This window comes from Streptomyces sp. NPDC001880 (assembly GCF_053594575.1).
This window is the reverse complement of record NZ_JBSFET010000016.1, coordinates 45,958-69,277: the sequence shown is the minus strand read 5'-3', so window position 1 is coordinate 69,277 and position 23,320 is coordinate 45,958. Positions and strand designations below refer to the sequence as shown.

The 23,320-nt window shown below is 70.7% G+C and carries 23 protein-coding genes; 15 read left to right on the top strand and 8 right to left on the bottom strand.

Annotated elements, in window-relative coordinates; all coding sequences use genetic code 11:
* Positions 1-117: 117 nt before the first annotated feature.
* Together ACWCQ6_RS12805 and ACWCQ6_RS12800 are read right to left on the bottom strand one after the other, a co-directional pair.
* Positions 118-927 carry an Fpg/Nei family DNA glycosylase gene (locus ACWCQ6_RS12805; protein WP_451088362.1) on the bottom strand — a complete coding sequence of 270 codons (810 nt, stop codon included), beginning with the start codon at positions 925-927 and terminating at the stop codon, positions 118-120.
* A 99-nt stretch (positions 928-1,026) separates the two neighbouring features.
* Positions 1,027-1,515: a ribose-5-phosphate isomerase gene (locus ACWCQ6_RS12800; protein ID WP_451088360.1), complete on the bottom strand. Its 489-nt coding sequence runs from the start codon at positions 1,513-1,515 to the stop codon at positions 1,027-1,029.
* A gap of 270 nt (positions 1,516-1,785) precedes the next feature.
* On the opposite strand from ACWCQ6_RS12800, the gene ACWCQ6_RS12795 reads away from it, so the two are divergent.
* A complete protein-coding gene (locus ACWCQ6_RS12795) occupies positions 1,786-3,276 on the top strand; it encodes an amino acid permease (protein ID WP_451088358.1) in 1,491 nt (496 codons plus the stop codon).
* A 465-nt stretch (positions 3,277-3,741) separates the two neighbouring features.
* On the opposite strand, the gene ACWCQ6_RS12790 is transcribed toward ACWCQ6_RS12795, so the two are convergent.
* Entirely contained in the window at positions 3,742-4,338 is a 597-nt protein-coding gene (locus ACWCQ6_RS12790; protein ID WP_451088356.1) for a biotin transporter BioY, read from the bottom strand.
* A gap of 444 nt (positions 4,339-4,782) precedes the next feature.
* Between ACWCQ6_RS12790 and ACWCQ6_RS12785 the strand changes: the two genes are divergently transcribed.
* A complete protein-coding gene (locus ACWCQ6_RS12785; RefSeq protein ID WP_451088354.1) occupies positions 4,783-6,201 on the top strand; it encodes an amino acid permease in 1,419 nt (472 codons plus the stop codon).
* Here the strand turns inward: ACWCQ6_RS12785 and ACWCQ6_RS12780 are convergent.
* Positions 6,155-6,844, bottom strand: a complete 690-nt coding sequence (locus tag ACWCQ6_RS12780) for a histidine phosphatase family protein (protein ID WP_451088352.1) — start codon at positions 6,842-6,844, stop codon at positions 6,155-6,157. The two genes, ACWCQ6_RS12785 and ACWCQ6_RS12780, sit on opposite strands and share 47 nt — an antisense overlap.
* A 38-nt stretch (positions 6,845-6,882) precedes the next feature.
* The gene (locus tag ACWCQ6_RS12775; RefSeq protein WP_451088424.1) at positions 6,883-8,310 is read right to left on the bottom strand and encodes an FGGY-family carbohydrate kinase; all 1,428 of its coding nucleotides are present in this window, start codon (positions 8,308-8,310) and stop codon (positions 6,883-6,885) included.
* A gap of 156 nt (positions 8,311-8,466) precedes the next feature.
* On the opposite strand from ACWCQ6_RS12775, the gene ACWCQ6_RS12770 reads away from it, so the two are divergent.
* The 9 genes from ACWCQ6_RS12770 (at position 8,467) to ACWCQ6_RS12730 (ending at position 18,113) form a co-directional block, all read left to right on the top strand.
* Positions 8,467-9,894, top strand: coding sequence for an ABC transporter substrate-binding protein (locus ACWCQ6_RS12770; RefSeq protein ID WP_451088350.1), 1,428 nt, complete (start codon positions 8,467-8,469; stop codon positions 9,892-9,894).
* A 3-nt stretch (positions 9,895-9,897) separates the two neighbouring features.
* Positions 9,898-10,872 carry a carbohydrate ABC transporter permease gene (locus ACWCQ6_RS12765; RefSeq protein ID WP_451088348.1) on the top strand — a complete coding sequence of 325 codons (975 nt, stop codon included), beginning with the start codon at positions 9,898-9,900 and terminating at the stop codon, positions 10,870-10,872.
* The gene (locus tag ACWCQ6_RS12760) at positions 10,869-11,699 is read left to right on the top strand and encodes a carbohydrate ABC transporter permease (protein ID WP_451088346.1); all 831 of its coding nucleotides are present in this window, start codon (positions 10,869-10,871) and stop codon (positions 11,697-11,699) included. The genes ACWCQ6_RS12765 and ACWCQ6_RS12760 overlap by 4 nt, the downstream gene beginning before the upstream one ends.
* Positions 11,696-12,817 (top strand): ABC transporter ATP-binding protein, encoded by a 1,122-nt coding sequence (locus tag ACWCQ6_RS12755; RefSeq protein ID WP_451088344.1) that lies wholly within the window; start codon positions 11,696-11,698, stop codon positions 12,815-12,817. The genes ACWCQ6_RS12760 and ACWCQ6_RS12755 overlap by 4 nt, the downstream gene beginning before the upstream one ends.
* Positions 12,814-13,632: a DeoR/GlpR family DNA-binding transcription regulator gene (locus ACWCQ6_RS12750; RefSeq protein ID WP_451088342.1), complete on the top strand. Its 819-nt coding sequence runs from the start codon at positions 12,814-12,816 to the stop codon at positions 13,630-13,632. Before ACWCQ6_RS12755 ends, ACWCQ6_RS12750 begins: the two co-directional genes overlap by 4 nt.
* A 36-nt stretch (positions 13,633-13,668) precedes the next feature.
* Positions 13,669-14,745 (top strand): ABC transporter ATP-binding protein, encoded by a 1,077-nt coding sequence (locus ACWCQ6_RS12745; RefSeq protein ID WP_451088340.1) that lies wholly within the window; start codon positions 13,669-13,671, stop codon positions 14,743-14,745.
* Positions 14,742-15,803: an NAD(P)-dependent oxidoreductase gene (locus tag ACWCQ6_RS12740; RefSeq protein ID WP_451088338.1), complete on the top strand. Its 1,062-nt coding sequence runs from the start codon at positions 14,742-14,744 to the stop codon at positions 15,801-15,803. Before ACWCQ6_RS12745 ends, ACWCQ6_RS12740 begins: the two co-directional genes overlap by 4 nt.
* A 14-nt stretch (positions 15,804-15,817) precedes the next feature.
* Positions 15,818-17,233 carry an FGGY family carbohydrate kinase gene (locus tag ACWCQ6_RS12735; RefSeq protein ID WP_451088336.1) on the top strand — a complete coding sequence of 472 codons (1,416 nt, stop codon included), beginning with the start codon at positions 15,818-15,820 and terminating at the stop codon, positions 17,231-17,233.
* A 238-nt stretch (positions 17,234-17,471) separates the two neighbouring features.
* Positions 17,472-18,113 carry a superoxide dismutase gene (locus ACWCQ6_RS12730; RefSeq protein WP_451088334.1) on the top strand — a complete coding sequence of 214 codons (642 nt, stop codon included), beginning with the start codon at positions 17,472-17,474 and terminating at the stop codon, positions 18,111-18,113.
* A gap of 122 nt (positions 18,114-18,235) precedes the next feature.
* Here the strand turns inward: ACWCQ6_RS12730 and ACWCQ6_RS12725 are convergent, their stop codons facing one another.
* From ACWCQ6_RS12725 to ACWCQ6_RS12715, 3 genes are all read right to left on the bottom strand, one after another.
* Positions 18,236-19,108 carry an alpha/beta fold hydrolase gene (locus ACWCQ6_RS12725; protein ID WP_451088332.1) on the bottom strand — a complete coding sequence of 291 codons (873 nt, stop codon included), beginning with the start codon at positions 19,106-19,108 and terminating at the stop codon, positions 18,236-18,238.
* Positions 19,109-19,217: 109 nt separating this feature from the next.
* Positions 19,218-19,367 (bottom strand): hypothetical protein, encoded by a 150-nt coding sequence (locus ACWCQ6_RS12720; RefSeq protein ID WP_451088330.1) that lies wholly within the window; start codon positions 19,365-19,367, stop codon positions 19,218-19,220.
* Positions 19,368-19,480: 113 nt separating this feature from the next.
* Entirely contained in the window at positions 19,481-20,152 is a 672-nt protein-coding gene (locus tag ACWCQ6_RS12715; RefSeq protein ID WP_451088328.1) for a hypothetical protein, read from the bottom strand.
* A gap of 336 nt (positions 20,153-20,488) precedes the next feature.
* Between ACWCQ6_RS12715 and ACWCQ6_RS12710 the strand changes: the two genes are divergently transcribed.
* The 4 genes from ACWCQ6_RS12710 to ACWCQ6_RS12695 all read left to right on the top strand — a co-directional run bounded on the left by ACWCQ6_RS12710 (position 20,489) and on the right by ACWCQ6_RS12695 (position 23,288).
* Positions 20,489-21,148 (top strand): CatB-related O-acetyltransferase, encoded by a 660-nt coding sequence (locus ACWCQ6_RS12710; RefSeq protein WP_451088326.1) that lies wholly within the window; start codon positions 20,489-20,491, stop codon positions 21,146-21,148.
* Positions 21,145-21,984, top strand: a complete 840-nt coding sequence (locus tag ACWCQ6_RS12705; RefSeq protein ID WP_451088324.1) for an MOSC domain-containing protein — start codon at positions 21,145-21,147, stop codon at positions 21,982-21,984. Before ACWCQ6_RS12710 ends, ACWCQ6_RS12705 begins: the two co-directional genes overlap by 4 nt.
* Positions 21,985-22,296: 312 nt before the next feature.
* Positions 22,297-22,995 carry a tectonin domain-containing protein gene (locus ACWCQ6_RS12700; protein WP_451088322.1) on the top strand — a complete coding sequence of 233 codons (699 nt, stop codon included), beginning with the start codon at positions 22,297-22,299 and terminating at the stop codon, positions 22,993-22,995.
* A 155-nt stretch (positions 22,996-23,150) separates the two neighbouring features.
* Positions 23,151-23,288, top strand: a complete 138-nt coding sequence (locus tag ACWCQ6_RS12695) for a hypothetical protein (protein WP_451088320.1) — start codon at positions 23,151-23,153, stop codon at positions 23,286-23,288.
* The last annotated feature ends 32 nt before the right edge of the window (positions 23,289-23,320 follow it).

The window sequence follows — 23,320 nt, the reverse complement described above, 5'->3', positions numbered from 1 at the left end:
TGGGTGCGTGCAGCTGCAAGGCGGAGGATTGAGGCAACGCGGAGCGTTGTTGATTGACGACAACGCGGCAGATGCGCGCACCCAGCCCCGCGACGCCGCCCCCAAATGCCGGTCGGTCTAAGCCTTCTGGCACCCCGGGCACCAGAAGAGATTGCGGGCGGCGAGATCGGCGGTGCGGATCTCGCCGCCACAGATGTGGCAGGCCTGACGGGCCCGGCGGTACACGTACACCTCGCCGCCGTGGTCGTCGACGCGTGGCGGGCGTCCCATCGCCTCCGGCAGGTGCTCGGGGCGGACCGTGTCGATCCTGTTGTTCCGTACGCCCTCGCGCATCAGCACCACCAGGTCCGCCCAGATGGCGTCCCACTCCGCGCGCATGAGATCCCTGCCGAGGCGGTACGGGTCGATCCCGTGCCGGAACAGCACCTCGGCTCGGTAGACGTTGCCGACCCCCGCGATGACCTTCTGGTCCATCAGCAGGGCCGCGACGGTGATCCGGCTGCGCGAGATCCGCAGCCAGGCCCGCTCGCCGTCCTCGTCGCTCCGCAGCGGGTCCGGTCCGAGGCGGTCGTGTATCGCGCCCTTCTCCGGATCGGTGATCAGCGCGCAGGCCGTCGGACCGCGCAGATCCGCGTGGTGCTCCTCGTTCAGCAGGCGCAGCCGGACCGTGTCGGTGGGCGGCGGGGCCGGGACCGTACCGAATCCGAGCTTGCCGAACAGGCCCAGGTGGATGTGGACCCAGCCGGTGCCCTCGAAGCCGAGGAAGAGGTGCTTGCCGTGGGCGTCGACCCCGGTGAGGGGCCGGCCGTCGAGCAGCGCGGCGCCTTCGGAGAACTTGCCCTGCGGGCTGCTCACCCGCACCGGACGCCCGGCGAACCTGTCCCGGTGGTCCGCCGCGAGGCGGTGGATGGTGTGTCCCTCGGGCACGGCGACGGCTCTCCTCGGTGACGTGGCGGCGCGGCGACGGGGCGGCGCGGAGAAATGGCTGTGCCGCCGGGGACGCCGGCGGCACAGAGGTGGGGTCGGTCAGCCCTGCTGCGGGTGGTGGGCCGGGATCGGGGGGAGCTCGCCGGTCGTCTCGTACGCCGTCAGCATCTCGATGCGGCGGGTGTGACGCTCCTCGTCGGAGTACGGGGTGGCGAGGAAGATCTCGACGAACTTGGTGGACTCCTCCACCGAGTGCATCCGGCCGCCGATGGCGACCACGTTGGCGTTGTTGTGCTCGCGGCCCAGCGCGGCGGTCTGCTCGCTCCAGGCCAGTGCGGCGCGGACGCCCTTGACCTTGTTGGCGGCGATCTGCTCGCCGTTGCCGGAGCCGCCGATCACGATGCCGAGGCTGTCCGGGTCCGCGGCCGTCCGCTCGGCGGCACGCAGGCAGAACGGCGGGTAGTCGTCCTGGGCGTCGTAGATGTGGGGGCCGCAGTCGACGGCCTCGTGGCCATGGGCCGTGAGCCACTCGACGAGGTGGTTCTTGAGTTCGTAGCCGGCATGGTCCGAGCCGAGGTACACGCGCATGTTCCGAGTGTGGCACGTGCGACGCGAGGTAGCCGCCATCGGGGTCAGAACGCCGCGGCCGGTCCGTCGGGTGCACGGGACGGACCTCGTGCGATCGCAGCGTACGGGCCCCATGTGAGCAAGGCCACCCTGGCAACGATTCGGTCAAAAATCCGGAGGAAAGGGTTCCGCTTTTCTGGTTCGCCGGGCTTCAATGCATCACTCGCTGCCGCACCCCACTGCGGCGGCCGGACACGCATCGCGTGATCCGAGAACGTAAGGATTCGCTCCATGACGTCGCAGACGACTACGGCCGGGCCGGGCCACCAGCCCGGCAAGCCGGACCGGTCGAACGAACCGGACACCCCGGAAACCCCCCACTCCCCGGATTCCGCGGACGGACTCCAGGCGGGACTCAAGAACCGCCATCTCTCGATGATCGCCATCGGCGGGGTGATCGGCGCGGGCCTCTTCGTGGGCTCCGGCGCCGGCATCGCCGCCGCAGGACCGGCCATCCTGGTGTCGTACGCCCTGGTCGGCATGATGGTCGTCTTCGTGATGCGGATGCTCGGCGAGATGGCCGCGGCCCGCCCCAGCTCGGGCTCCTTCTCCACCTACGCCGACCAGGCGCTGGGCCGCTGGGCCGGTTTCTCGATCGGCTGGCTGTACTGGTTCTTCTGGGTCGTGGTGCTCGCCGTCGAAGCCACGGCGGGTGCCGCGATCCTGGAGGGCTGGGTGCCGGGCGTCCCGCAGTGGGCATGGGCGCTGATCATCATGGTCGTACTGACCGCGACGAACCTGGCCTCCGTCGGGTCGTACGGCGAGTTCGAATTCTGGTTCGCCGGGATCAAGGTCGTGGCGATCGGTGCGTTCCTGGTCGTCGGCCTGCTCGCCATCTTCGGGTTGCTGCCCGGCTCGGACAACCCCGCCCCGGGGCTCTCCCACCTCACCGACACCGGCGGGTTCTTCCCCAAGGGGCCGGGCGCGATCCTCACCGGTGTGCTGATGGTCGTCTTCTCCTTCATGGGCAGCGAGATCGTCACCCTGGCCGCCGGCGAGTCCGAGAACCCGCAGCGCGCCGTCCAGAAGGCCACCAACAGCGTGATCTGGCGGATCGCCGTCTTCTACCTGGGCTCGATCTTCGTCGTGCTCGCCCTGGTGCCGTGGAACGACCCCTCGATCGTGAAGGACGGCAGCTATGTAGCCGCGCTCAACTCCATCGGCATCCCGTATGCCGGGGAGGTGATGAACGTCATCGTCCTCACCGCCGTGCTGTCCTGCCTCAACTCAGCCCTCTACACCGCCTCGCGGATGGCCTTCTCCCTCGGCAGGCGGGGGGACGCGCCGAAGGCGTTCGCCCGGGTGAACAAGCGGGGTGTGCCGCAGACCGCCATCCTGGCCTCGGTGGTCTTCGGCTTCGTCGCCGTGTTCTTCAACTACCAGTGGCCCGACACCGTCTTCCAGTTCCTGCTGAACTCCTCCGGTGCGGTCGCCCTGTTCGTCTGGCTGGTCATCTGCTTCAGCCAGCTGCGGATGCGCGGCATGATCCTGCGCGAGTCGCCGGAGAAGCTGGTCGTACGGATGTGGCTCTTCCCGTATCTGACCTGGGCGACGATCGCGATGATCTCCTTCGTCCTGGTCTACATGCTGACCGACGACAGCGGACGTGAGCAGGTGCTGCTCTCGCTGCTGGTCGCGGCGTTCGTGGTGACCGTCTCGCTGGTCCGCGAGGCCAGGAACCGCAGGAACCGCACGGAGGCGGAAACCCCCGCCCGTACCTGACGGCCGCTGTCGGGCTCAGCGGAAAGGCTCTCCGGTCGCTCCCTCGCAACACCACCGAGCGAGCGACCGGAGAGCCTTTTTCCGTGACCGCCGCCCCACCGGTTTCCGGACCGGTTTCGCGATCCGGCCCGGCCCCGCCGCCGGGCCTCCCACGCCGAGGACGTACGCACCGCCGGTGGGCGGCGCCGCCGCGCACGGGCTCCCGGTCCGCTTCCGCGCCACCGGCCACGGGCCGTCCGGGGCTGTCCGGGGCCGCCCAGCGGGTCCTGATCAGCACCCGCCGTGGCCGAGGTGCCGTTTCGGCCGCCCAGGGCCGTTCGCCGAACCTCTCCTTCGGCGGCGGGGACCGGACCGAGGGCTTCCATGGCACGCGGACACGAAACACGGCACGCGGACACGGAAAGAGGCTCGCCGGTCTGTGTCGCGTCACGACCCGGCGAGCCTCTTCGGGAGGGAGTTACGGCATCAGCCCCGGCGGCCGACAAGCTTCCAGGCCGCGGGCAGCACGCCCATGGCCAGCGCCGCCTTCAGCGCGTCGCCGAGCAGGAACGGCACCAGGCCGGCCGCGATCGCGGCGCTCGCCGACATGCCGGTGGCCAGCGCCAGGTACGGGACGCCGACGGCGTAGATGATCGCGGAGCCCAGCACCATCGTGCCCGCGGTGCGCAGCACGGAGCGGTCGCCGCCGCGGCGGGCGAGGCCGCCGACCACGGAGGCGGCGAGCATCATGCCGAGGACGTAGCCGAACGAGGGGAAGCCCATGCCGGAGGTGCCCTCGGAGAACCACGGCATGCCCGCCATGCCCGCCAGCGCGTACACCGCGAGGGAGAGGAAGCCGCGGCGGGCGCCGAGCGCGGTGCCGACGAGGAGCGCGGCGAAGGTCTGGCCGGTGACCGGGACCGGGGAGCCGGGGACCGGCACGGCGATCTGGGCGGCGATGCCGGTGAGCGCGGCGCCACCGAGGACCAGGGCCGTGTCGACGGCGTAACGGTGCCTGGCGGCGGGCAGCAGGTCGGCGAGGACCGCTCCGGTGCGGGCAGGGGCGGCGGCAGCAGTGCTCATCGGGACTCCGCGGGGGTGAGGGCAGGTGGGGACAGACTGAGCCCGACGTTAGCCCACGTGTTAACGCTCGATCACCATCAGTGGCCCACAAAGCGGCGACCGAGGCCTTGGTGGGGTTCACACAAAGGGCCGTTCGCAATCATGCGGCGGCGTGATGCTCGTCACTGAGGCGGGGGCGGAGCTGCTCGGATTCGGCGAGGAGCGGTCACCGCGAGGGGACTGTAGGTTCCTGCCAATTCCACGTCGGCTCCGGCCCGGGTCGGCCGACGGCCGGCCGGGCGCCGGGCCGACCGCGGACGGGGCGGCCGTCTGCTTGTGTCCAGGTGCGCACCTTGTGTGAGCATCGTGCCCGTATGACGGACACCGGTTCCCCGTCGGCGGTGTGCATGCCCAGACTGTCGGCGCACCTCCCCCCACGTCTCACCTATCGAACAGAGCTTGTCCATGTCTCGGAATTCCGCGTCTCCCCCCACCGGTTCCCCGGCCGTCGTCTCCGACGCCGGGGCCGATTCGGCCCTCACTCACGGGCTCAAGCAGCGCCATCTGTCGATGATCGCCCTCGGCGGTGTCATCGGCGCCGGACTCTTCGTCGGCTCGGGTGCGGGCATCGCCGCGGCGGGCCCGTCGATCATCATCGCGTACGCCGTCTCCGGGCTGCTGGTCATGCTCGTGATGCGCATGCTAGGCGAGATGTCGGCCGCGAACCCGGACTCCGGTTCCTTCTCCGTGCACGCGGAGCGGGCGATCGGGCCGTGGGCGGGGTTCACCGTGGGCTGGGCGTTCTGGGTACTGCTCTGTGTCGCCGTCGGCCTGGAGGGCATCGGCGCCGCGAAGATCGTCACCGGCTGGCTGCCCGGTACCCCGGAGTGGGCCTGGGTCGCGCTCTTCATGGTGGTCTTCCTGGGCACCAACCTGGCCTCGGTGAAGAAGTTCGGCGAGTTCGAATTCTGGTTCGCCACCCTCAAGGTCGTGGCGATCACGCTCTTCCTGGTCCTGGGCGTGCTGGCGATCCTGGGGCTGCTGCCGGGCACGGACGCCCCCGGCACCGCCAACCTCAGGGGTGAGGGCGGCTTCATGCCGAACGGCACCGAGGGCCTGGTGATCGGGCTGCTCGCCTCCGTCTTCGCGTACGGCGGTCTGGAGACCGTCACCATCGCCGCGGCCGAGTCCGAGGACCCGGTACGCGGTGTCGCCAAGGCCGTGCGCACGGCGATGTGGCGGATCGCGCTCTTCTACGTCGGCTCGATGGCGGTCGTCGTCACGCTCGTCCCGTGGGACGACCCGAAGGTCGTGGAGGTCGGGCCGTTCTACGCGGCCCTGGACCACCTCGGGATCAGCGGTGCGGCCGAGATCATGAACGTGGTCATCCTGGTCGCGCTGCTCTCCGCGATGAACGCCAACATATACGGCGCGTCCCGGATGGCCTGCTCGCTGGTCGCCCGCGGCCAGGGACCGGCGCGGCTCGGCCGGATCTCCGCGGGGGTCCCGCGCACCGCGGTGCTGGTCTCGTCCGTGTTCGGCTTCCTGTGCGTGCTGCTCAGCTACTGGCGCCCCGACGACGTGTTCCCGTGGCTGCTCAACATGACCGGCGCGGTGATCCTGGTCGTCTGGATCTTCATCGCCGTCTCCCAGCTGATCCTGCGCGACCGGATGGAGCGCGAGTCCCCGGAGAAGCTGGTCGTACGGATGTGGCTCTTCCCGGTCCTGACCGTGGTCGCGCTCCTGGCGATGGCCGGCGTCTTCGTCCTGATGCTGCGCCAGCCGGACACCCGCGACCAGCTGATGGCGTCCGGTGCCCTGACCCTCGTACTGGCCGTCATCGGTCTCGTACGGCAGCGGCGGGCGGCGGCCGTCGAGGGCTGACGCCCGGCACCCGGGGCACGTCGAGGTCGGCGCAGGGCACGTTGAGGGAGAGCAGCGCACCGCCCTGCTCCCCGATCCGCACCTCGCTCACCGCCGTGTTCCGCAGCTGCGGGAAGACCCGGCGGTAGGAGCCCAGCGGAATCGACAGCAGTTCGCACAGCACCAGCCGCAGCAGGGTGTTGTGCGCGACGACGAGCACCCGCTGCCCCGGATGCCCGTCCGCGATCCGGTGCAGCGCCGCCGTCCCCCGGGCCGCCGCGGCCCGGGGGTCCTCGGCCCCGGGAAAGGGGTGGGCCACCGGGTCGGCACGGTACTCCCGGGCCCGCTCCGGCTGCTCGGCCGCGAACTCCGCCAGGGTGCGCCCCTCCACCTCGCCGAAGTCGCATTCGCGCAGCTCGTGTTCGCGCCGTGGGGTGATGCCGAGCGCCTCGCACGCGGGTCGCGCGGTCTCGATCGCGCGACTGACCGTGGAGGTCCAGACCGCGTCGACCTCGCTCCGGGCGGCCCACTCGCCCAGCTGCCGGGCCTGGCGGCGGCCCTCGTCGGTGAGGGCGATGTCGCTGACCCCGGCGTAGCGGTTCTCCGCGTGCCAGACGGTCTGACCGTGGCGGGCGAGCAGCAGGGTGGCCTGGCTCCTGGTCATGGCTTCTCCGTTCGGGTTCGGGCTCGGGGTCCGGGTCGTCACAGCTGCTCCGTCCGGGTGCGGGCGTGGGCGGCGACCGGGCCCGGGAGCCAGCCGCGGCGCTCGAGTTCGTCCACCAGCGTGAGGTACGGCTCGGTGTACCACGCCGTACGCGCCGGGTGCGGGCGCAGCACGTGCCGCAGCCGCACCATCCGGCCCGCGGCCCGTTGCAGGGTCTGCGCCTCCCCCGCCCCGTAGGCGGCGAGGACGGCCATGCCGAGCGCGGGCTCGCTGTACTGCGGGATGTATACGGGCCGACCCAGGATGTCGGCGCGCAGCCGGCTCCAGTAACCGCTGCGGACCGCGCCGCCGGTGAAGGTGAGCCGGCCGTGCGGCCGGGCACCGAGCAGGTCGAGGTAGTCGAGGCAGAGCCGTTCGACGAGGCCCACCCCGGTCAGCAGGGCCAGCCAGTGCTCGGCGTCGGAGGCGGGCTCGCCGAGCAGGAAGCCGGTGGCCTCCGGCGCCACGAAGGGGAACCGCTCCCCGGTCGCCACCAGCGGATACGCCACCGCCCGCGCCGGTTCACGGTCGCGGGCCAGTGCGTCCATGCGGGCCGGGTCCACGGCCGGGAAGGCGGCGGCCAGCACCCCGCCACCGACTCCGGAGGCCCCGCCCGGCAGCCAGCTCCCGTCCGGCGCCCGGTGGTTGTAGACGACCCCGGCCGGGTCCTCGACCGGTGACGAGGTGACTCCCTTGAGGACCAGCGTCGTGCCGAGCACCGAATTCCAGGAGCCGACGGTGAGCGAACCGGAGGCGAGCTGCGCCGCGCACCCGTCCGTCATCCCCGCCACGATGGCGGTGCCCGCCGGAATCCCGGTCTCCTCGGCCGCCGCCCGCCCCACCTCCCCGATCCGCGTCCCCGGCCGCACCACCTCCGGGAACAGTCCGTCGGGCAGGCCCAGCTTCCCGAACCTCCGTCGCGGCCACTCGCCCCGCTCCAGGTCGTAGCCGGTCTTCAGGGCATGGCTGGAATCGGTGGGCAGCGGCGTCCCGGCGAGCCGCGCCAGGACCAGATCGGCCTGGTGCATCACCCGTACGGCTCCGTCCGCCCCTCCCCCGTGCTCCCGCAGCAGCCACATCGCCTTGGGCAGGGCCCAGCTCGGCGGGGCCCCCGCCCTGGCCGCCTCCGCCACGGCCCGCCCGTCGTCGTACATCACCCCGGGGGTCAGCGGCCGGCCCTCCCGGTCGCCGAGCAGCACGGTGCCGGAGGTGGCGCAGACGGCGAGCGCCCGCGGGGCGGGGCAGTCGCGCAGCGCCTGCCGGGCGGCCGCGCACACGGCCGTCCACCAGTCGAGGGGCCGCTGCTCGTGCCGTACGCCGTCACGTCTGCCCGTGAGCGGTGCCGAGCCGCTGCCGAGGATCTCGCCACTGTCTCCTGCCACCACCGCCCGGACGCTCTGCGTGCCGAGATCGATGCCCATCCACATATCGGTCCCCTCTGTGAACTTCTCACTCTGCACCGAGAATTTCCGTTGCGCGAGGGATTGACGGTCAACTTCCGTTGTTCCAAGCTCTGTTAACCAGTCGATTCAACGTGTGAACGGGCCCCCCACCCATCTCCGGCCGGACCGTGGAGGTCACGGATGGACATGCACGCGCACGACCGGCGGCGATTCCTCGCCATCGGCGCGGCCACGGCCGCGTCCGCCACCGGGCTGCTGACCGCCTGCGGCGCGGGCTTCGGCGGCGACAAGGCCGGGAACGACGGCTCCGCGGCCGACGACGTCACAGGCCCCTTCGACTGGAAGCGGGCCAAGGGCAGGACGGTCAAGGCGCTGCTGAACAAGCATCCGTACACCGACGCGCTGATCGCCGACCTGAAGGCGTTCACCGAGAAGACCGGGATCAGGGTCGAGTACGACGTCTTCCCCGAGGACAACTACTTCGACAAGCTCACCGTCGACCTCTCCAGCGGGCGCGCCTCCTACGACGTGTTCATGCTCGGCGCGTACATGGTGTGGCAGTACGGACCGCCGGGCTGGCTGGAGGACCTCGGCCCGTGGATGCGCAATTCCTCGGCCACCGGGGCCGAATGGGACCAGGAGGACTTCTTCCCCAACCTCCTCTCGGCCGACCAGTGGTCGCTGAAGGCGGGCGCGCCGCTCGGGCGGGGCGGGCAGTACGCGCTGCCGTGGGGCTGGGAGACCAATGTCGTCGCGTACAACGCCGAGGTGTTCAAGAAGCTCGGCCTGAAGCCCGCCGAGACCTTCGACGAGCTGCGCGAGGTCGCCGGGGCGATCACCCGCCGGGCGCCGGGGGCGGGCTTCGACGGGATGTACGGGGTCGCGGTGCGCGGCTCGCGCAGCTGGGCGACGATCCACCCGGGCTTCATGACGATGTACGCCCGCAACGGCCTGAAGGACTTCACCGTCGAGGGCGGGACGGTGAAGCCCGCGATGAACTCCCCTGAGGCGATCGCGTTCACCCGGGACTGGGCGGAGATGGTCAGGAAGGGCGGGCCGCCGTCCTGGACCTCGTACACCTGGTACCAGTGCTCCAGCGACCTCGGGGCGAAGAAGGCGGGAATGCTGTTCGACGCGGACACCGCCGCCTACTTCCAGGCGGTGAAGGGGGCTTCTCCCGCCTCCGGGAAGATCGCCTTCCACCCCGGGCCGAAGGGCCCCGGCGGCTCGCTCGCCACCAACATGTGGATCTGGTCGCTCGGCATGAACGCCAGGAGCCGCAACAAGTCCGCCGCCTGGCTGTTCCTCCAGTGGGCGACCGGCAAGGAGCATCTGCGCAAGGGCGCGATCGAGCACAACCACATCGACCCGGTACGCAAGTCGGTCGGCCAGGACGCGGCATACAAGGACAAGATGGGGGCCATCCCCGGTTTCATCGAGACCTTCGAGACGGTCGTCGACCAGACGCGGATCCAGTTCACCCCGCAGGAGCAGTTCTTCGACGCGACGACCTCCTGGGCCGCCGCGCTCCAGGAGATCTACGGCGGGAAGAACGCCTCGTCGGTGCTGAACGGCCTGGCCGGCGATCTGGCGTCGAAGGTCGGCTGACCGGTGCCGGGACGCACGGCCTCCGCTCCGGCGGCCGACCACGAGGCGGCCGCCGGGACGGAGGAGGCCGGGAAGCGGGCGGTACGGGCGGTGCCTGCCTGGCGCCGCTCGCTGCGGCCGTATCTGCTGATCGTGCCCGCGCTGCTGCTGACGGGCGGCATCCTCTACCCGTTCGGCCTCGGCCTCTACTACACGGTGTTCGACTTCGCGGCGAGCAAGCCGCAGCCGGACCTGGTGGGCCTCGGGAACTACCGGCGGATCTTCACCCAGCCGGCGTTCTGGGACTCGGCGCGGGTGACGGTGGCGTACGCGGTCGGCGCGGCGGCGGCCGAGACGGTGCTCGGGGTGGCCGTGGCGCTGCTGCTGCACCGGTCGAGCCGGGTCGGGCGGGTGCTGGAGAAGATCCTGATCCTGCCGCTGATGATCGCGCCGGTGATCGCCGCGATCATGTGGAAACTGATGCTCCAGCCCTCGGTCGGGGTCATCAACCATCTCCTGGAGCCGCTGGGCCTCGGCGGGGTGCAGTGGACGGACACCCCGACGGGCGCGCTGCTCTCGTCGATCGCGGTGGACGTGTGGGTCTACACCCCGTTCGTCGCGATCCTCGCGCTGGCCGGTCTGCGCTCGCTGCCCGCCTCGCCGTTCGAGGCGGCGGCGGTCGACGGGGCGGGCTGGTGGTTCACCTTCCGGCGCCTGACCCTGCCGATGCTCTGGCCGTACGTCCTGGTCGCCGTGATCTTCCGGTTCATGGACTCGCTGAAGGTCTTCGACATCATCTACGCGCTGACCGAGGGCGGCCCCGGCGACTCGACGATGGTGCTCCAGATCCGGGCCTATCTGGAGGCGATCCGCTTCCAGCGCTACTCCTTCGGGATCAGCTACATGATCGTGCTGTGGGCCGTGGTCTACCTGGTCACGATGGTGCTGGTGCGCTATCTGGGCCGGATCCAGAACCGGGCGGCGGAGGTGGAGCGATGAGGCACAGGCTGCTCTCCGTCGCCGCCGACCTGGCGCTGATCGCCTACTTCGTCTTCGCGCTGTTCCCGGTCGTCTGGATGGTGGTCCTGTCGCTGAAGCCGGCGAACGAGCTGTTCAGCACGTACTTCTCGTTCACCCCGACCCTCGACTCGTACCGCACGGTGCTGGGCGCGGGGGACGACCAGGGCGTGCCGTTCCTCCGGTTCTTCGTGAACAGCCTCGTCGTGTCGCTGGGCGCGGTCGCGCTGTCGCTGGTGATCGGGCTGCCCGCCGCGTACGCCGCCGCGCGGTGGCGGTTCCGCGGCTCGGAGAACCTGATGTTCACCCTGCTCTCGTTCCGCTTCGCCCCCGAACTCACCGTGATCATCCCGCTGTTCGTGCTCTACCAGCAGCTCGGGCTCTTCGACAGCTACGTCGGCATGGTGTGGGTGCTGCAACTGGTGACGCTCCCGCTGATCGTCTGGATCATGCGGTCGTACTTCTCCGACCTCTCCCCCGAGCTGGAACAGGCGGCGCTGCTGGACGGCTACACCCGCAAGCAGGCGTTCTTCAAAGTGGCGCTGCCGCTGGTGAAACCGGGGATCGCGGCCGTCTCGCTGCTGGCGTTCATCTTCGCGTGGAACAACTTCGTCTTCCCGCTGATCCTCACCTCGTCGAACGCGCAGACGGTGACGGTCGGCGCGCTGTCCTTCCTCGGCGGCGACCGGCCCAAGTACAACCTGACGGCCGCGGCGGCGCTGGTCTCGGTCATCCCGCCGCTGCTGCTGGCGCTCACCATCCAGCGGTATCTGGTGCGCGGCCTGTCGTTCGGGGCGGTGAAGTCATGACCGGCCCGGCGGCCGTCGCGCTGCGCGGGGTCAGCAAGCGGTACGGGAAGAACACCGCGCTCGACGGCCTGGACCTGGAGGTGGCGGAGGGCGAGTTCTTCTGTCTGCTCGGCCCGTCCGGCGCCGGGAAGACCACGACGCTCAAGACGATCGCGGGCCTGGAGCAGCCGCAGGCCGGGACGGTCGAGCTGGGCGGGGCGGACATGGCGGGCGTGGAGCCCTACGACCGGGGCGTGGCGATGTGCTTCGAGTCGTACGCGCTCTACCCGCACCGCACCGCGTACGACAATCTCGCTTCCCCGCTCCGCTCGCCGCGCCACCGCCTCCCCGCGCACGAGGCGCACGAGCGGATCGGGGAGATCGCCGAACTCCTCGGCATCGGCGCCCTGCTGGACCGCCAGGTGGGCCGGCTCTCCAACGGCCAGCGGCAGCGGGTGGCGCTCGGCCGGGTGCTGGTGCGGCCGGCCAGGGCGTTCCTGCTGGACGAGCCGCTGTCGCACCTGGACGCGAAGCTGCGGCAGGCGATGCGGGCGGAGCTTCGGGCGATCGGCGCGGTGCGGCGCACCACCACCCTGTACGTCACCCACGACTCGGTGGAGGCGCTGGCGCTCGGCGACCGGATCGGGGTGATCAGGGACGGCCGCATGGTGCAGACCGGCACCCGCGAGGAGCTGTGGCACCGCCCGTACGACACCTTCGTCGCCCGGTCCTTCGGCCGGCCGCGGATCAATCTGCTGCCCGGGACGGTGACGCCCGAGGGGCACTTCCTGTCGCCGGACGGGGCGTACGAGCTGCCGCTGGCGGTGCCCGCACCGCCCGGCACCGCCGTCCAACTGGGCGTACGGCCCCGGGACATCGGACTCCGCGGACCGGCGGGGACCGGCGGCGGGGGCCGGGTCCTGGAGCTGACCGGCACCGTCCATGTCACCGAACTGCTGGGCCGGGCCACCGAGGTCACCGTCCGGATCGGCGGGCAGCGGCTGTCGCTGGTCGTCCCGCGCGCCGAGGCGGCCGGCCTGAGCCCCGACCATCCGGTACGGCTCTCCGTGGCGCCTGAGAGTCTGCTGCTGTTCGAGGCCGACCGGCCGGCACGTCCAGGACGAAGGATCAGCACGTGAGCAACGTTCCGCAGCGGGGTCCCGCCCCGCGTCAGGCATCCATAGCCGAGTACGTCCTCGCCCAGGGCGAGGTGAGCGCCGCCGAACTGGCGGAGCGTTTCGACGTCAGCCTGATGACCATCCACCGCGATCTGGACGAGCTGGAACGGCAGGGCATCGTACGCAAGTTCCGTGGCGGCGTCACCGCCCAGCCGTCCGGGGTCTTCGAGTCGAACGTCTCCTACCGGCTGAAGACGATGCGGGCCGAGAAGGCCGCCGTCGCCGAACGGGCCCTGAAACTCATAGAACCCGGCATGGCGGTGATGCTCGACGACTCGACGTCCACGCTGGAGATAGCGCGCAGGCTGCGCTCCATCACTCCGCTGACCGTCGTCACCAACTTCCTGGAGGCGATCAATCTGCTGTCGCAGGAGCGCGGCATCCATCTGATGGGCCTCGGCGGGGACTTCGACCCGCTGCACTCCTCGTTCCTCGGTGTCTCGTGCGTGGAGGCGGTGCAGTCGCTCCAGGTCGACATCTGTTTCACCTCCACCTCCGCCGCGTCCGGCGGCTTCGCCTACCACCAGGAGCAGCACATCATCTCCGTGAAGCGGGCGATGCTCGACTCGGCGAGCCGCAATGTGCTGCTGCTCGACCACTCGAAGCTGGGCCGGGTCGCCCTGCACCGGCTCGCCCCGCTCTCCCGCTTCGATCTGCTGCTGGTCGACGACGGGGCGTCCCCGCAGGCACTGCGCGAGCTGGACGAGCACAAGGTGCCCTACGTGGTCTGCTCCACGGGGCGGGGCTCCGGGGCGGAGGACCGCGATGACGGGTGAGCGCGATGACGGGTGAGCGCGAGGCGGCGGTGACGGATGACTGAACTGGCCCTGCGCGCCCTGCGCAAGACCTACACCGGGCGGGGCCGGGCCGCCGTCGAGGCCGTCCGGTCCATCGACGTCGAGCTGCGCTCCGGCGAGCTGCTGGGGCTGCTCGGCCCGTCCGGCTGCGGCAAGTCCACGACCCTGCGGATGATCGCGGGACTGGAGACGGTCACCGGCGGCGACATCCTCATCGGCGGCTCGTCGGTGGTCGGCCTCCCGGCCCGGCAGCGCAACATCGGGGTGGCGTTCGAGAACTACGCGCTCTACCCGCCGCTGACGGTCGCGGAGAACCTCGGTTTCGGGCTCGCCGCCCGCGGCGGCTGCGGGCGGGCCGAGATCCGCCGCCGGGTCACCGAAATGGCCGAACGCATCGGGATCACCGAGCTCCTGGACGCCCGCCCGGCCGGACTCTCCAGCGGCCAGAAGCAGCGGGTCGCGTTGGCCCGCGCGCTGATCCGGGTCCCTGACGTCCTCCTCCTGGACGAACCGCTCTCCCATCTCGACGCCGCCCAACGGGACACCACGCGGCGGGAGTTGAAGCGCATCCAGCGTGACAGCGGCCACACCACGATCCTGGTCACGCACGACCAGGAGGAGGCGCTGTCGCTCGCCGACCGGATCGCGGTGATGCGGGACGGCGAGATCCAGCAGCTCGGCACGCCCGAGGAGATCTACGACTGCCCGGCGAATCTGTTCGTCGCCGACTTCGTCGGGGAACCGGCGGTCAATCTGCTGCCGGGCACCGCCGACGGAGCGGGCGGGGTGCGCCTCTCGGACTCCGTGCGCGTCCCCGTACCGCACCGGATCGCGGCGGGACGCGCGGTGGTGCTCGGCATCCGCCCGGAGGACCTCTGCCTGGACGACACTGGTGCACGGGCCCGGGTCACCGCCCATGAACCCCTGCTGGAATCCGGCATCGCCACGCTGTCGCTCGACGGGGTGGCGAAGCCACTGGTCGTCGTGACCGGTCCGGAGGTACGGCTCGACCGGGACGACACCGTACGCATCACCGCCGATCCACAGCACATCCATGTCTTCGACGCCCAGACAGGAGACGCTCTGCGATGAACCGCCCCGAGACAGTCCACCCGGAGGCAGTCCGCCCCGCGCCCAAAATTCTGCTCGCCGGTGACCACTTCGTCCGCAACTCGCTGCTCGCCGATGCCCTGCACCGGGCGCTCGGCCCGCTCGGCACAAAACCGCGGCTCGGCGAACTCACCCTGCCCTGGCCGCTGGATCCCTTCGGCAAGGTCGCCGAGGTCGACGAGGCGAGCGACGCCGAGGACGCGCTGATCGCCGCCCTGGACGGGGTCGAGGTGTGCGTGACCCAGATGGGCCCGTTCACCGAGCGGGTGCTGGCCGCCGCGCCCGAGCTGCGGCTGATCGTGGTCTGCCGGGGCGGCCCGGTCAATGTGAACGCCGCCGCGGCGCGCGCCCGGGGCGTACGGGTGTGCTTCGCGCCGGGACGCAACGCGGCGGCGACCGCCGAGTTCACCGTCGGGCTGCTCCTCTGTGCCCTGCGCCGCATCCCCGACGCGCACCGCGCCCTCGCCGCCGACGGCCGCTGGGACGCCACCCACTACACGTACGAGAACTGCGGCCTGGAGCTGGAGGACACCCCGGTCGGACTGATCGGCTACGGCGCGGTGGGCAGCCGGGTGGCGCGGGTGCTCTCCGCGTTCGGCGCCGAGGTCGAGGTGTACGACCCGTACGTACGCGGCGACGTCCACGGCATGCGGGCCGGCTCGCTGGAGGCGCTGCTGTCCCGCTCGCGCGTCCTCACCCTGCACGCCCGGCTCACCCCGGAGTCCCGGCATCTCATCGGCGCCCGGGAGCTGGCGCTGCTGCCGCACGGTGCGGTGCTGGTGAACGCGGCCCGGGGCGGGCTGCTGGACACGGACGCACTGTGCGACGCCCTGGACTCGGGGCAGTTGCGGGCCGCGGCGCTCGACACGTACGAGCAGGAGCCGCCCCCGCCCGACTCACGGCTCTTCCGTACCCCGCACCTTCTGATGACCCCGCATGTGGCGGGGGCCAGCCGGGCCGTCGCGGAGAAGGCGGCCCGGATCGCGGCGGCCGAGGTGGCGCGCTACGTACGGGGCGAACCGCTCGCCCACGCGCTGTGAGGGGAGCCGTGACGATGACCGGAGGCACGACGAGGTACATCGGCATCGATGTCGGCACGTCCGTGGTGAAGGCCGCCGCCTTCGACCCGGCCGGCCGCACGCTGGCCGTCGAATCCCGCCCGGTGGGGCTGGCGATCCACGACGGCTCCGTGGAGCAGGACATGGACGAGGTGTTCGGGGCGGTCCGCGAGGTGCTGGACGCGCTCGGCTCCGACGGGGTCGCGTTCGCCGGACTCACCGGCCAGGGCGACGGCGTCTGGCTGGTCGACGCGGCGGGCCGGCCGGTCCGCAAGGCGATCTCCTGGATGGACGGCCGGGCCCATGAACTGGTCGACGCCTGGCTGGCGTCCGGTGTCTTCGAGACCGTCTACCGGCGCACCGGCAGCGCGATGTTCCCGGGCTGTCCGGGCCCGGTGCTGGCCTGGCTCGACCGGCACGAACCGGCCGCGCTCGACGCCGCGACGACCGCCCTGTACTGCAAGGACATGGTGTTCCAGCGGCTGACCGGGGTCCGGGCCACGGATGTCTCCGACGCCTCGATGCCGTTCCTGGACCCGACGACCCGCGCGTACGCCCCCGATGTCCTGGCCGCGCTCGGCCTGGCCCACCGGGCGCCGCTCCTCGCCCCGGTCAGCGACCCGGTCGCGACGGGGGTGCTGCCCTCGGGCTTACGGATCTCCAACGGCCCGTACGACCTGCCGGCCTGCGCGCTCGGCGCGGGTGTCACCCGTCCCGGCGACGGGCTGCTGATCGTCGGCACCTGCCTGGCCGCGCTGGTGGCCACCGAGCGGCTCGACCTGGACGGCGAACCGGCCGGGCTGCACATCTCCACCGACCGTCCCGGCCACTGGCTGCGCGCCATGCCCGCGATGGTCGGCACGGCGGCCCTGGACTGGGTCCTGACCACCACCGGCGTACGCCACGCGGAGGTCGACGTGCTGCTCGCCGCCACCCCGCCCGGCGCGAACGGTGTCCGGGTGCTCCCCTACTTCGCCCCGTCCGGCGAACGCGCCCCGTTCGTCGAGCCGAGGCTGCGCGCCGAGCTGACCGGGGTGTCCCTGGAGACGAGCTCCGCCGATCTGATCCGCGCCGTCTGCGAGGGCATCGGCTTCGCCGCGAGGCACTGCCTGGAGGCCGCGGGCCTCACCGGCACCCTGGCCCTGTGCGGCGGCGGCACCCGCTCCCCCGCCTGGATGCGGCTGTTCGCCGATGTGCTGGGCCGGCCGGTCCGGATCGTGGAGGGCGAGGTCGGGGCGCGGGGCGCGGTGCTCGCGGCGGCCCGGCGCTTCGGGGCGGAGCTGGACGAGGCCGCGTGGACGGCCCCGACCGCGGTCGTCGAGCCGGACCCGACGCGGGCGGCGTACTACGCGAAGGCGTACGAGGACCACCTGAACCGGCTGGATCGAGCCCGTACGCAGGCACGCGCCTGAGCCGCTCTGCTGCTTCTCCCCGGAGTCGCGCGGGTCGGTCGCCTCACGGCGGATGCGGTGACCGCTGTCCGTGTCGACGTCCAACTCGAAATACATCTCCGGCTCGTCCCCGCCCCGGGCGCCCCGGAGACACGTCCTAGGTCAAAGGGCTGATCACCTCCGCACCCCTCCTGCTGTTAGCCTGCTCTTGCATAGAGGTTGCAATAACAACAAGAAAGCAGCTGGAGGGTTCGACCACATGGCCACGTACACGCTTCCGGAACTCCCGTACGACTACGCGGCGCTCGAACCGGTCATCAATCCGCAGATCATCGAGCTCCACCACGACAAGCACCACGCCGCCTATGTGAAGGGTGCGAACGACACCCTGGAGCAGCTGGCGGAGGCGCGCGACAAGGGGACCTGGGGAGCGATCAACGGACTCCAGAAGAACCTCGCGTTCCACCTCTCCGGCCACATCCTGCACTCGATCTACTGGCACAACATGACCGGTGACGGCGGCGGCGAGCCGCTCGCGGCGGACGGTGTCGGTGACCTGGCGGACGCGATCGCCGAGTCGTTCGGCTCCTTCGCCGGTTTCAAGGCCCAGCTGACGAAGGCCGCGGCCACCACGCAGGGCTCCGGCTGGGGCGTCCTGGCGTACGAGCCGGTCAGCGGCAAGCTGATCGTCGAGCAGGTCTACGACCACCAGGGCAATGTCGGCCAGGGTTCCGTCCCGATCCTGGTCTTCGACGCCTGGGAGCACGCCTTCTACCTGCAGTACAAGAACCAGAAGGTCGACTTCATCGACGCAATGTGGGCCGTCGTCAACTGGCAGGACGTGGCGAAGCGTTACGCGGCCGCCAAGGAGCGCGCCGACGTGCTGCTGCTCGCCCCCTGACCGGGCGGCGCATGTACGTCCTGCCTCGTGATCGTCTTCTCAACCTTCACCGGGCAGGCGGATGGAGGGAGGGCCCTCGCCTGGACGTGACAGGTGAGGGCCCTTCTGTCATGTTCGAGGACTCAGAGGGCCGCGACGCGCCCCAGCAGCGTGCTCAGCACCTGCTCCGCATGCGTCCAGAGCACCGCCCCGCCGGCCTCCGGCACCAGGTGCCGGACCGCACCCGGGATACGCGAGGACAGCCGCACTCCCTGGTCGGGCGAGTGACCGGTGTCCTTCTCCCCGTACCAGAGGTCGACGGGTACGGCGATGTCCGACAGCCCGATCCCCCAGCACCCCATGGCCAGCGCGGTGTCCCGGGCATAGCCGGCCGCCCCCTGCGCGAAGGCTTCGTCGAGCGCACGCCGGTAGGCCGCGGCGAACGCGGGCTGTTGGTACACATCGAGGTCGCACTCCGGGCTGCCGGACATGACCATGTCCCACATGCCCTGCGCGGTGAACCCGGCAAAGACCTGCTCGGCGGCGGCCGGATCGGCCACGGCCAGGTCGACGAGGCGCCTCAGCTCCTCCGGAAGCGCGTCGGCGAAGCACGGCTCGGCGACCTCGTCGGCACCGGAGACCACCGCGAGCGCCCGGACCGCTCCCGCAGCGGCGCACGCCAGCGCGAAGGGCGCCCCCTGCGAGTTGCCGACCATCAGGGGCCGCCCCAGACCACGCAGACCGGCGAACGCGCGGACGTCATCGGCGAAGTCACCGAACGTACGCCCCGGCGCGGGCGAGGAGGCGCCCAGACCGGGGCGGTCGACGGAGATCAGCCGCACCCCGAGCCCGTCCAGCACATCGGCACCGAAGCCGAGATGCCTGCTGGTGGCCGCACCGGGCGAGAACAGCACCGGCACCCCGCCCTCCGGCCCCCACTCGGCCCAGCCCAGCAACCGCCCTCCCGGGAGCTGTTCCGTACCGATACGAACAGGTTCAATCACACTCAAAGCCATGCGCCCGATCATGGCCGGATCCGCATCCCACGTCGAAGGGGTTTCCCGCCTGCAGCCGGACGTCGTCCAGGCCGGGCAAGCAGTCCGGAGCGCCGTGGTCGGCCGTCAGTCACTCAGCGATCGCGTCCAGCCCCTTCACCTCTTCGGCGCTCACGACGTCCGCACGGCTGGGCGGCTTCACCCGCACCGGCTCGTCGTAGTCACCGAGTTCGAGCAGCACCGGAGCGTCACCGAGACTGAAGTCAATACCCCTGGGCACGGAACCTCCCTTCTCCGGTACGTGCACCGGCACTTCATCGCCGCCGGAACCATGCGTGAGCTCGAACGCGACAGACGGGCGCCGTTCCGTCATGTGGTGCGGCAGGGGGCAGCTCAGCCGGGCAGCGGGCCGCCGAGGTTCGGCATGGGGACAACCTTGCCGGGGTCCGGAGCCTTCGCCCGCACCGGCTTGCCGTGGTCCGCCAGGTTCATCGTCGCCTTGACGCCCGCCGCTCCCATGGGCCAGTCGAGCCTGGTGCGCACGATCCGCCCGTTCCGGTCGATCCAGGCATCCGCGTACACGGTGATCCCGCCGACCTGTTCCCGCGCGGAGTCGATCTTGGCCCGCATGTCCTTCGCCATCCGCAGCGTGACCGTCTCATAGGGGAGTACCCCGCGGTAGTGGACCGCGGGCGTGCCGTTCACCGTCGCCTCACCGACCTTCGAGATCCGGCGCATCTGCGCCACTTGGCGCAAGACGTGTTCGGGGTCGTTCATCGGCGCCCGCAGCACATAGTGAGCCTCGGCCTTGTCCCGGCGAATCGATCCCCAGGAGCCGTCCATCTCGGCGAATCCGCTCACATAGACGGTGCCTCCGTCGAAGATCTCGTCCATGCCGGGCGATGACTTCCCGGGACTCGCCGCATTCCGGAGGGCAACCGCGAGGCGCCCCTTGGCGCCCGCCCAGTCGAAGTCGCCCTTGATCGAGACGACGTATTCGGTGGTGCCGTCCCCTATCTCGATCTGCTCATCGATCCTGGCACTGCTCTTCTTCGTCGCGGCCACCGCGGCTCGTACCGCTGCCCCGTGGTCCTCCGCCGAGCGGGACGGAGAGTCTTTCCCTGACTTCTCCGCCTCTCGCGCCGATCCCGATCCCGACCCCGATCCCCCGGAACATCCGGCGCACAGCAGTGCTGCGGCGACAACAAGCGGGACGAGGGGACGCTGCATGGTCTCTCCTACAAGGTGATGGCCGGGTGCCGACGCACCGACGCACCGACGCACCGACGCACGTCGAACGCGCGATCGTATCAACCCGGCGTCACGGCATGATCCTCTCGATCCGATGCGAGTTCCCAAAGTGAACTTACCTCGCCCGGAGCGAATGCGATGATGACCGCCATGAGCGCCACGAGCCCGGTCCCCGCCGACCCCACCGTTCTGCACCCGATGCCGGGCCAGCCCCGGGTCGTCCTGCTGAAGCCTCTGGTGAAGTCCGAACTGATCGAGGTCGGGGACTTCACGTACTACGACGACCCCGACGACGCGACCGCGTTCGAGACCCGCAACGTGCTGTACCACTACGGCCCGGAGAAGCTCGTCATAGGAAAGTTCTGCGCGCTCGGGACCGGGGTGCGGTTCATCATGAACGGCGCCAACCACCGGATGGACGGCCCGTCCACCTTCCCGTTCCCCTCGATGGGCGGCTCCTGGACCGACCACTTCGACCTGCTGACCGGGCTGCCCGGCCGGGGCGACACGGTCGTGGGCAACGACGTCTGGTTCGGCTACAACTCCATGGTGATGCCGGGCGTACGGATCGGGCACGGCGCGATCATCGGCGCCGGCTCCGTCGTCACCTCCGACGTACCGGACTACGGCATCGTCGGCGGCAACCCGGCCCGGCTGATCCGCACCCGGTACGACGAGGAGACCGTCGCCCGGCTCCTCGCCGTCGCCTGGTGGGACTGGCCCACCGAGCACCTCACCCGCCACATCCGCACCATCATGTCCGGCAGCGTCGACGCCCTCGAAGCGGCTGCCCCGGAGGGGACACCATGACGATCACCGTCCGCGAACTGGCCTACTACCCGGTCAAGGGCTGCGCCGGGACCACGGTCGACTCCGCACAGGTCCTCGGCACCGGTCTCGAACACGACCGTACGTTCATGGTGGTGGACGCGGCAGACGGCGCCTTCCGCAGCCAGCGCACACACCCCGCGATGGCCGCGATCGGCGTCGAAGTCCTGGACGCGGGCGCGACGTTGGCGCTGAAGGCCGCCGGCCTCGAACCGTTCCATCTGGACGTCGACCCGCACGGCCCGCGCCTCGACGTCAGCATGTTCGACCGCCCGCTCGGCGCGGCCGTCGACCAGGGGGACGCGGTCGCGGAGTGGTTCTCCGACGCGCTCGGTGCGAAGTCCCGCCTGGTACGGGTGGCCCCCGGCTTCGACCGGGACGGCTGGGGCGACACCCCGGGCAAGGTCAACTTCGCCGACGCGCACGCGGTGCTGGTCGCCTCGACGGCTTCCTTGGACGACCTCAACGCCCGCATCACCGCCCGGGGCGACGCGAAACCCGTCCCCATGAACCGCTTCCGCCCCAACATCGTCCTGACCGGCAACGACGAACCCCACTTCGAGGACCGGGTGCGCCGGATGACCATCGGCCGCGTCGAACTCGCCCACTCCGTACGGGCGACCCGGTGCGCCGTCCCCATGGTCGACCAGGCCACCGGCCACCGCGCGGGCCCGGAGCCGATCCGCACCCTGTCGACGTACCGCCGCGAGCCGGAGTACGGGAACAAGGTCAGCTTCGGCGCGAAGAACGCCGTGGTCTGCCAGGGCACGGTGAGCGTCGGGGACGTGGTCGAGGTGACGGAGTGGCTCGGCACGTAAGCACCCCGAACGTCACCGCACCGCGCGACCGAAGTCCTCGAACGGGCACGCACCCTGGGCTGATTTGTCTCGTTCGGATCAGCCGGCGGACCGGAGTCCGGGCGCCGTTCCTGTTCCCTTGTGGGTTACAGCGGATTCGGCCTTCTCGTGCTGGGACGAGTGGGCCACCCGCCCCAGCAGGTAGAGGGGCGAAGAAAGCCAAACGGCGATTTTTGGTTTATCTCTGTAGTCAATCGACATATCAGTCCGTTTGGGTGGCCCCTCGGAGCAGCAAGCTTCCCCTCGCAAGGTTCGAGGTAAGGGGACAGGAAAATGGCTGACTGGAAGAACGTCTCCGGTGGTCTCACTTCGATCTCGGTCGGGTCCAGAACTCATGTCTGGGGTGTGAACTCCCTGGGCCAGATGTACCGGTACACGGGCCACGACTCCAACCCGTGGGTCGGCATCCCCGGCAAGGCCGTCGACATCGGCGTGGCAGCCGACGGCACCGTATGGCACGTCAACTCAGCAGGCGGAATCTACCGGTACACCGGAGACCAGGGCTCCACGGACTGGGTCCCCGTCTCGGGCGGCCTGACCCGCATCTCGGTCGGGTCCAGGACCCACGTCTGGGGCGTGAACTCCCTGGGCCAGATGTACCGGTACACCGGCCACGACTCCAACCCGTGGGTCGGCATCCCCGGCAAGGCCGTCGACATCGGCGTGGCAGCCGACGGCACCGTATGGCACGTCAACTCAGCAGGCGCGATCTACCGGTACACCGGAGACCAGGGCTCCACGGACTGGGTCCCCGTCTCCGGCGGCCTGACCCGCATCTCGGCCGGGTCCAGGACCCACGTCTGGGGCGTGAACTCCCTGGGCCAGATGTACCGGTACACCGGCCACGACTCCAACCCCTGGGTCGGCATCCCCGGCAACGCCGTCGACATCGGCGTAGCAGCCGACGGCACCGTATGGCACGTCAACTCAGCAGGCGGAATCTACCGGTACACCGGAGACCAGCCGAGCTGATCCCGGAAGCCGGCGAAGGTGGGCCCACGCGTGGTGTGCGTGGGCCCACCTTCGTTCCCGCTTGGGTCGCCCGGTGATCCGGTCGGCAATCACGAGCCGAGCGGCCCTTGGACGACATGGGCCGGGAAGACATATATGCGTACGGAACTCCCGCCGTGCAGGATGGCGTCGGGAAGCGAGGTCTCGTGGACGAGTTGAGGCGGGTCAGCTTCGGCGCGAAGAACGCGGTGGTGTGCGAGGGCGTCGTGAGCGTCGGGGACGTGGTCGAGGTGGCGGAGTGGCTCGGCACGTAAGCACCCCGAACGTCACCGTCCCGGTGGCCGAC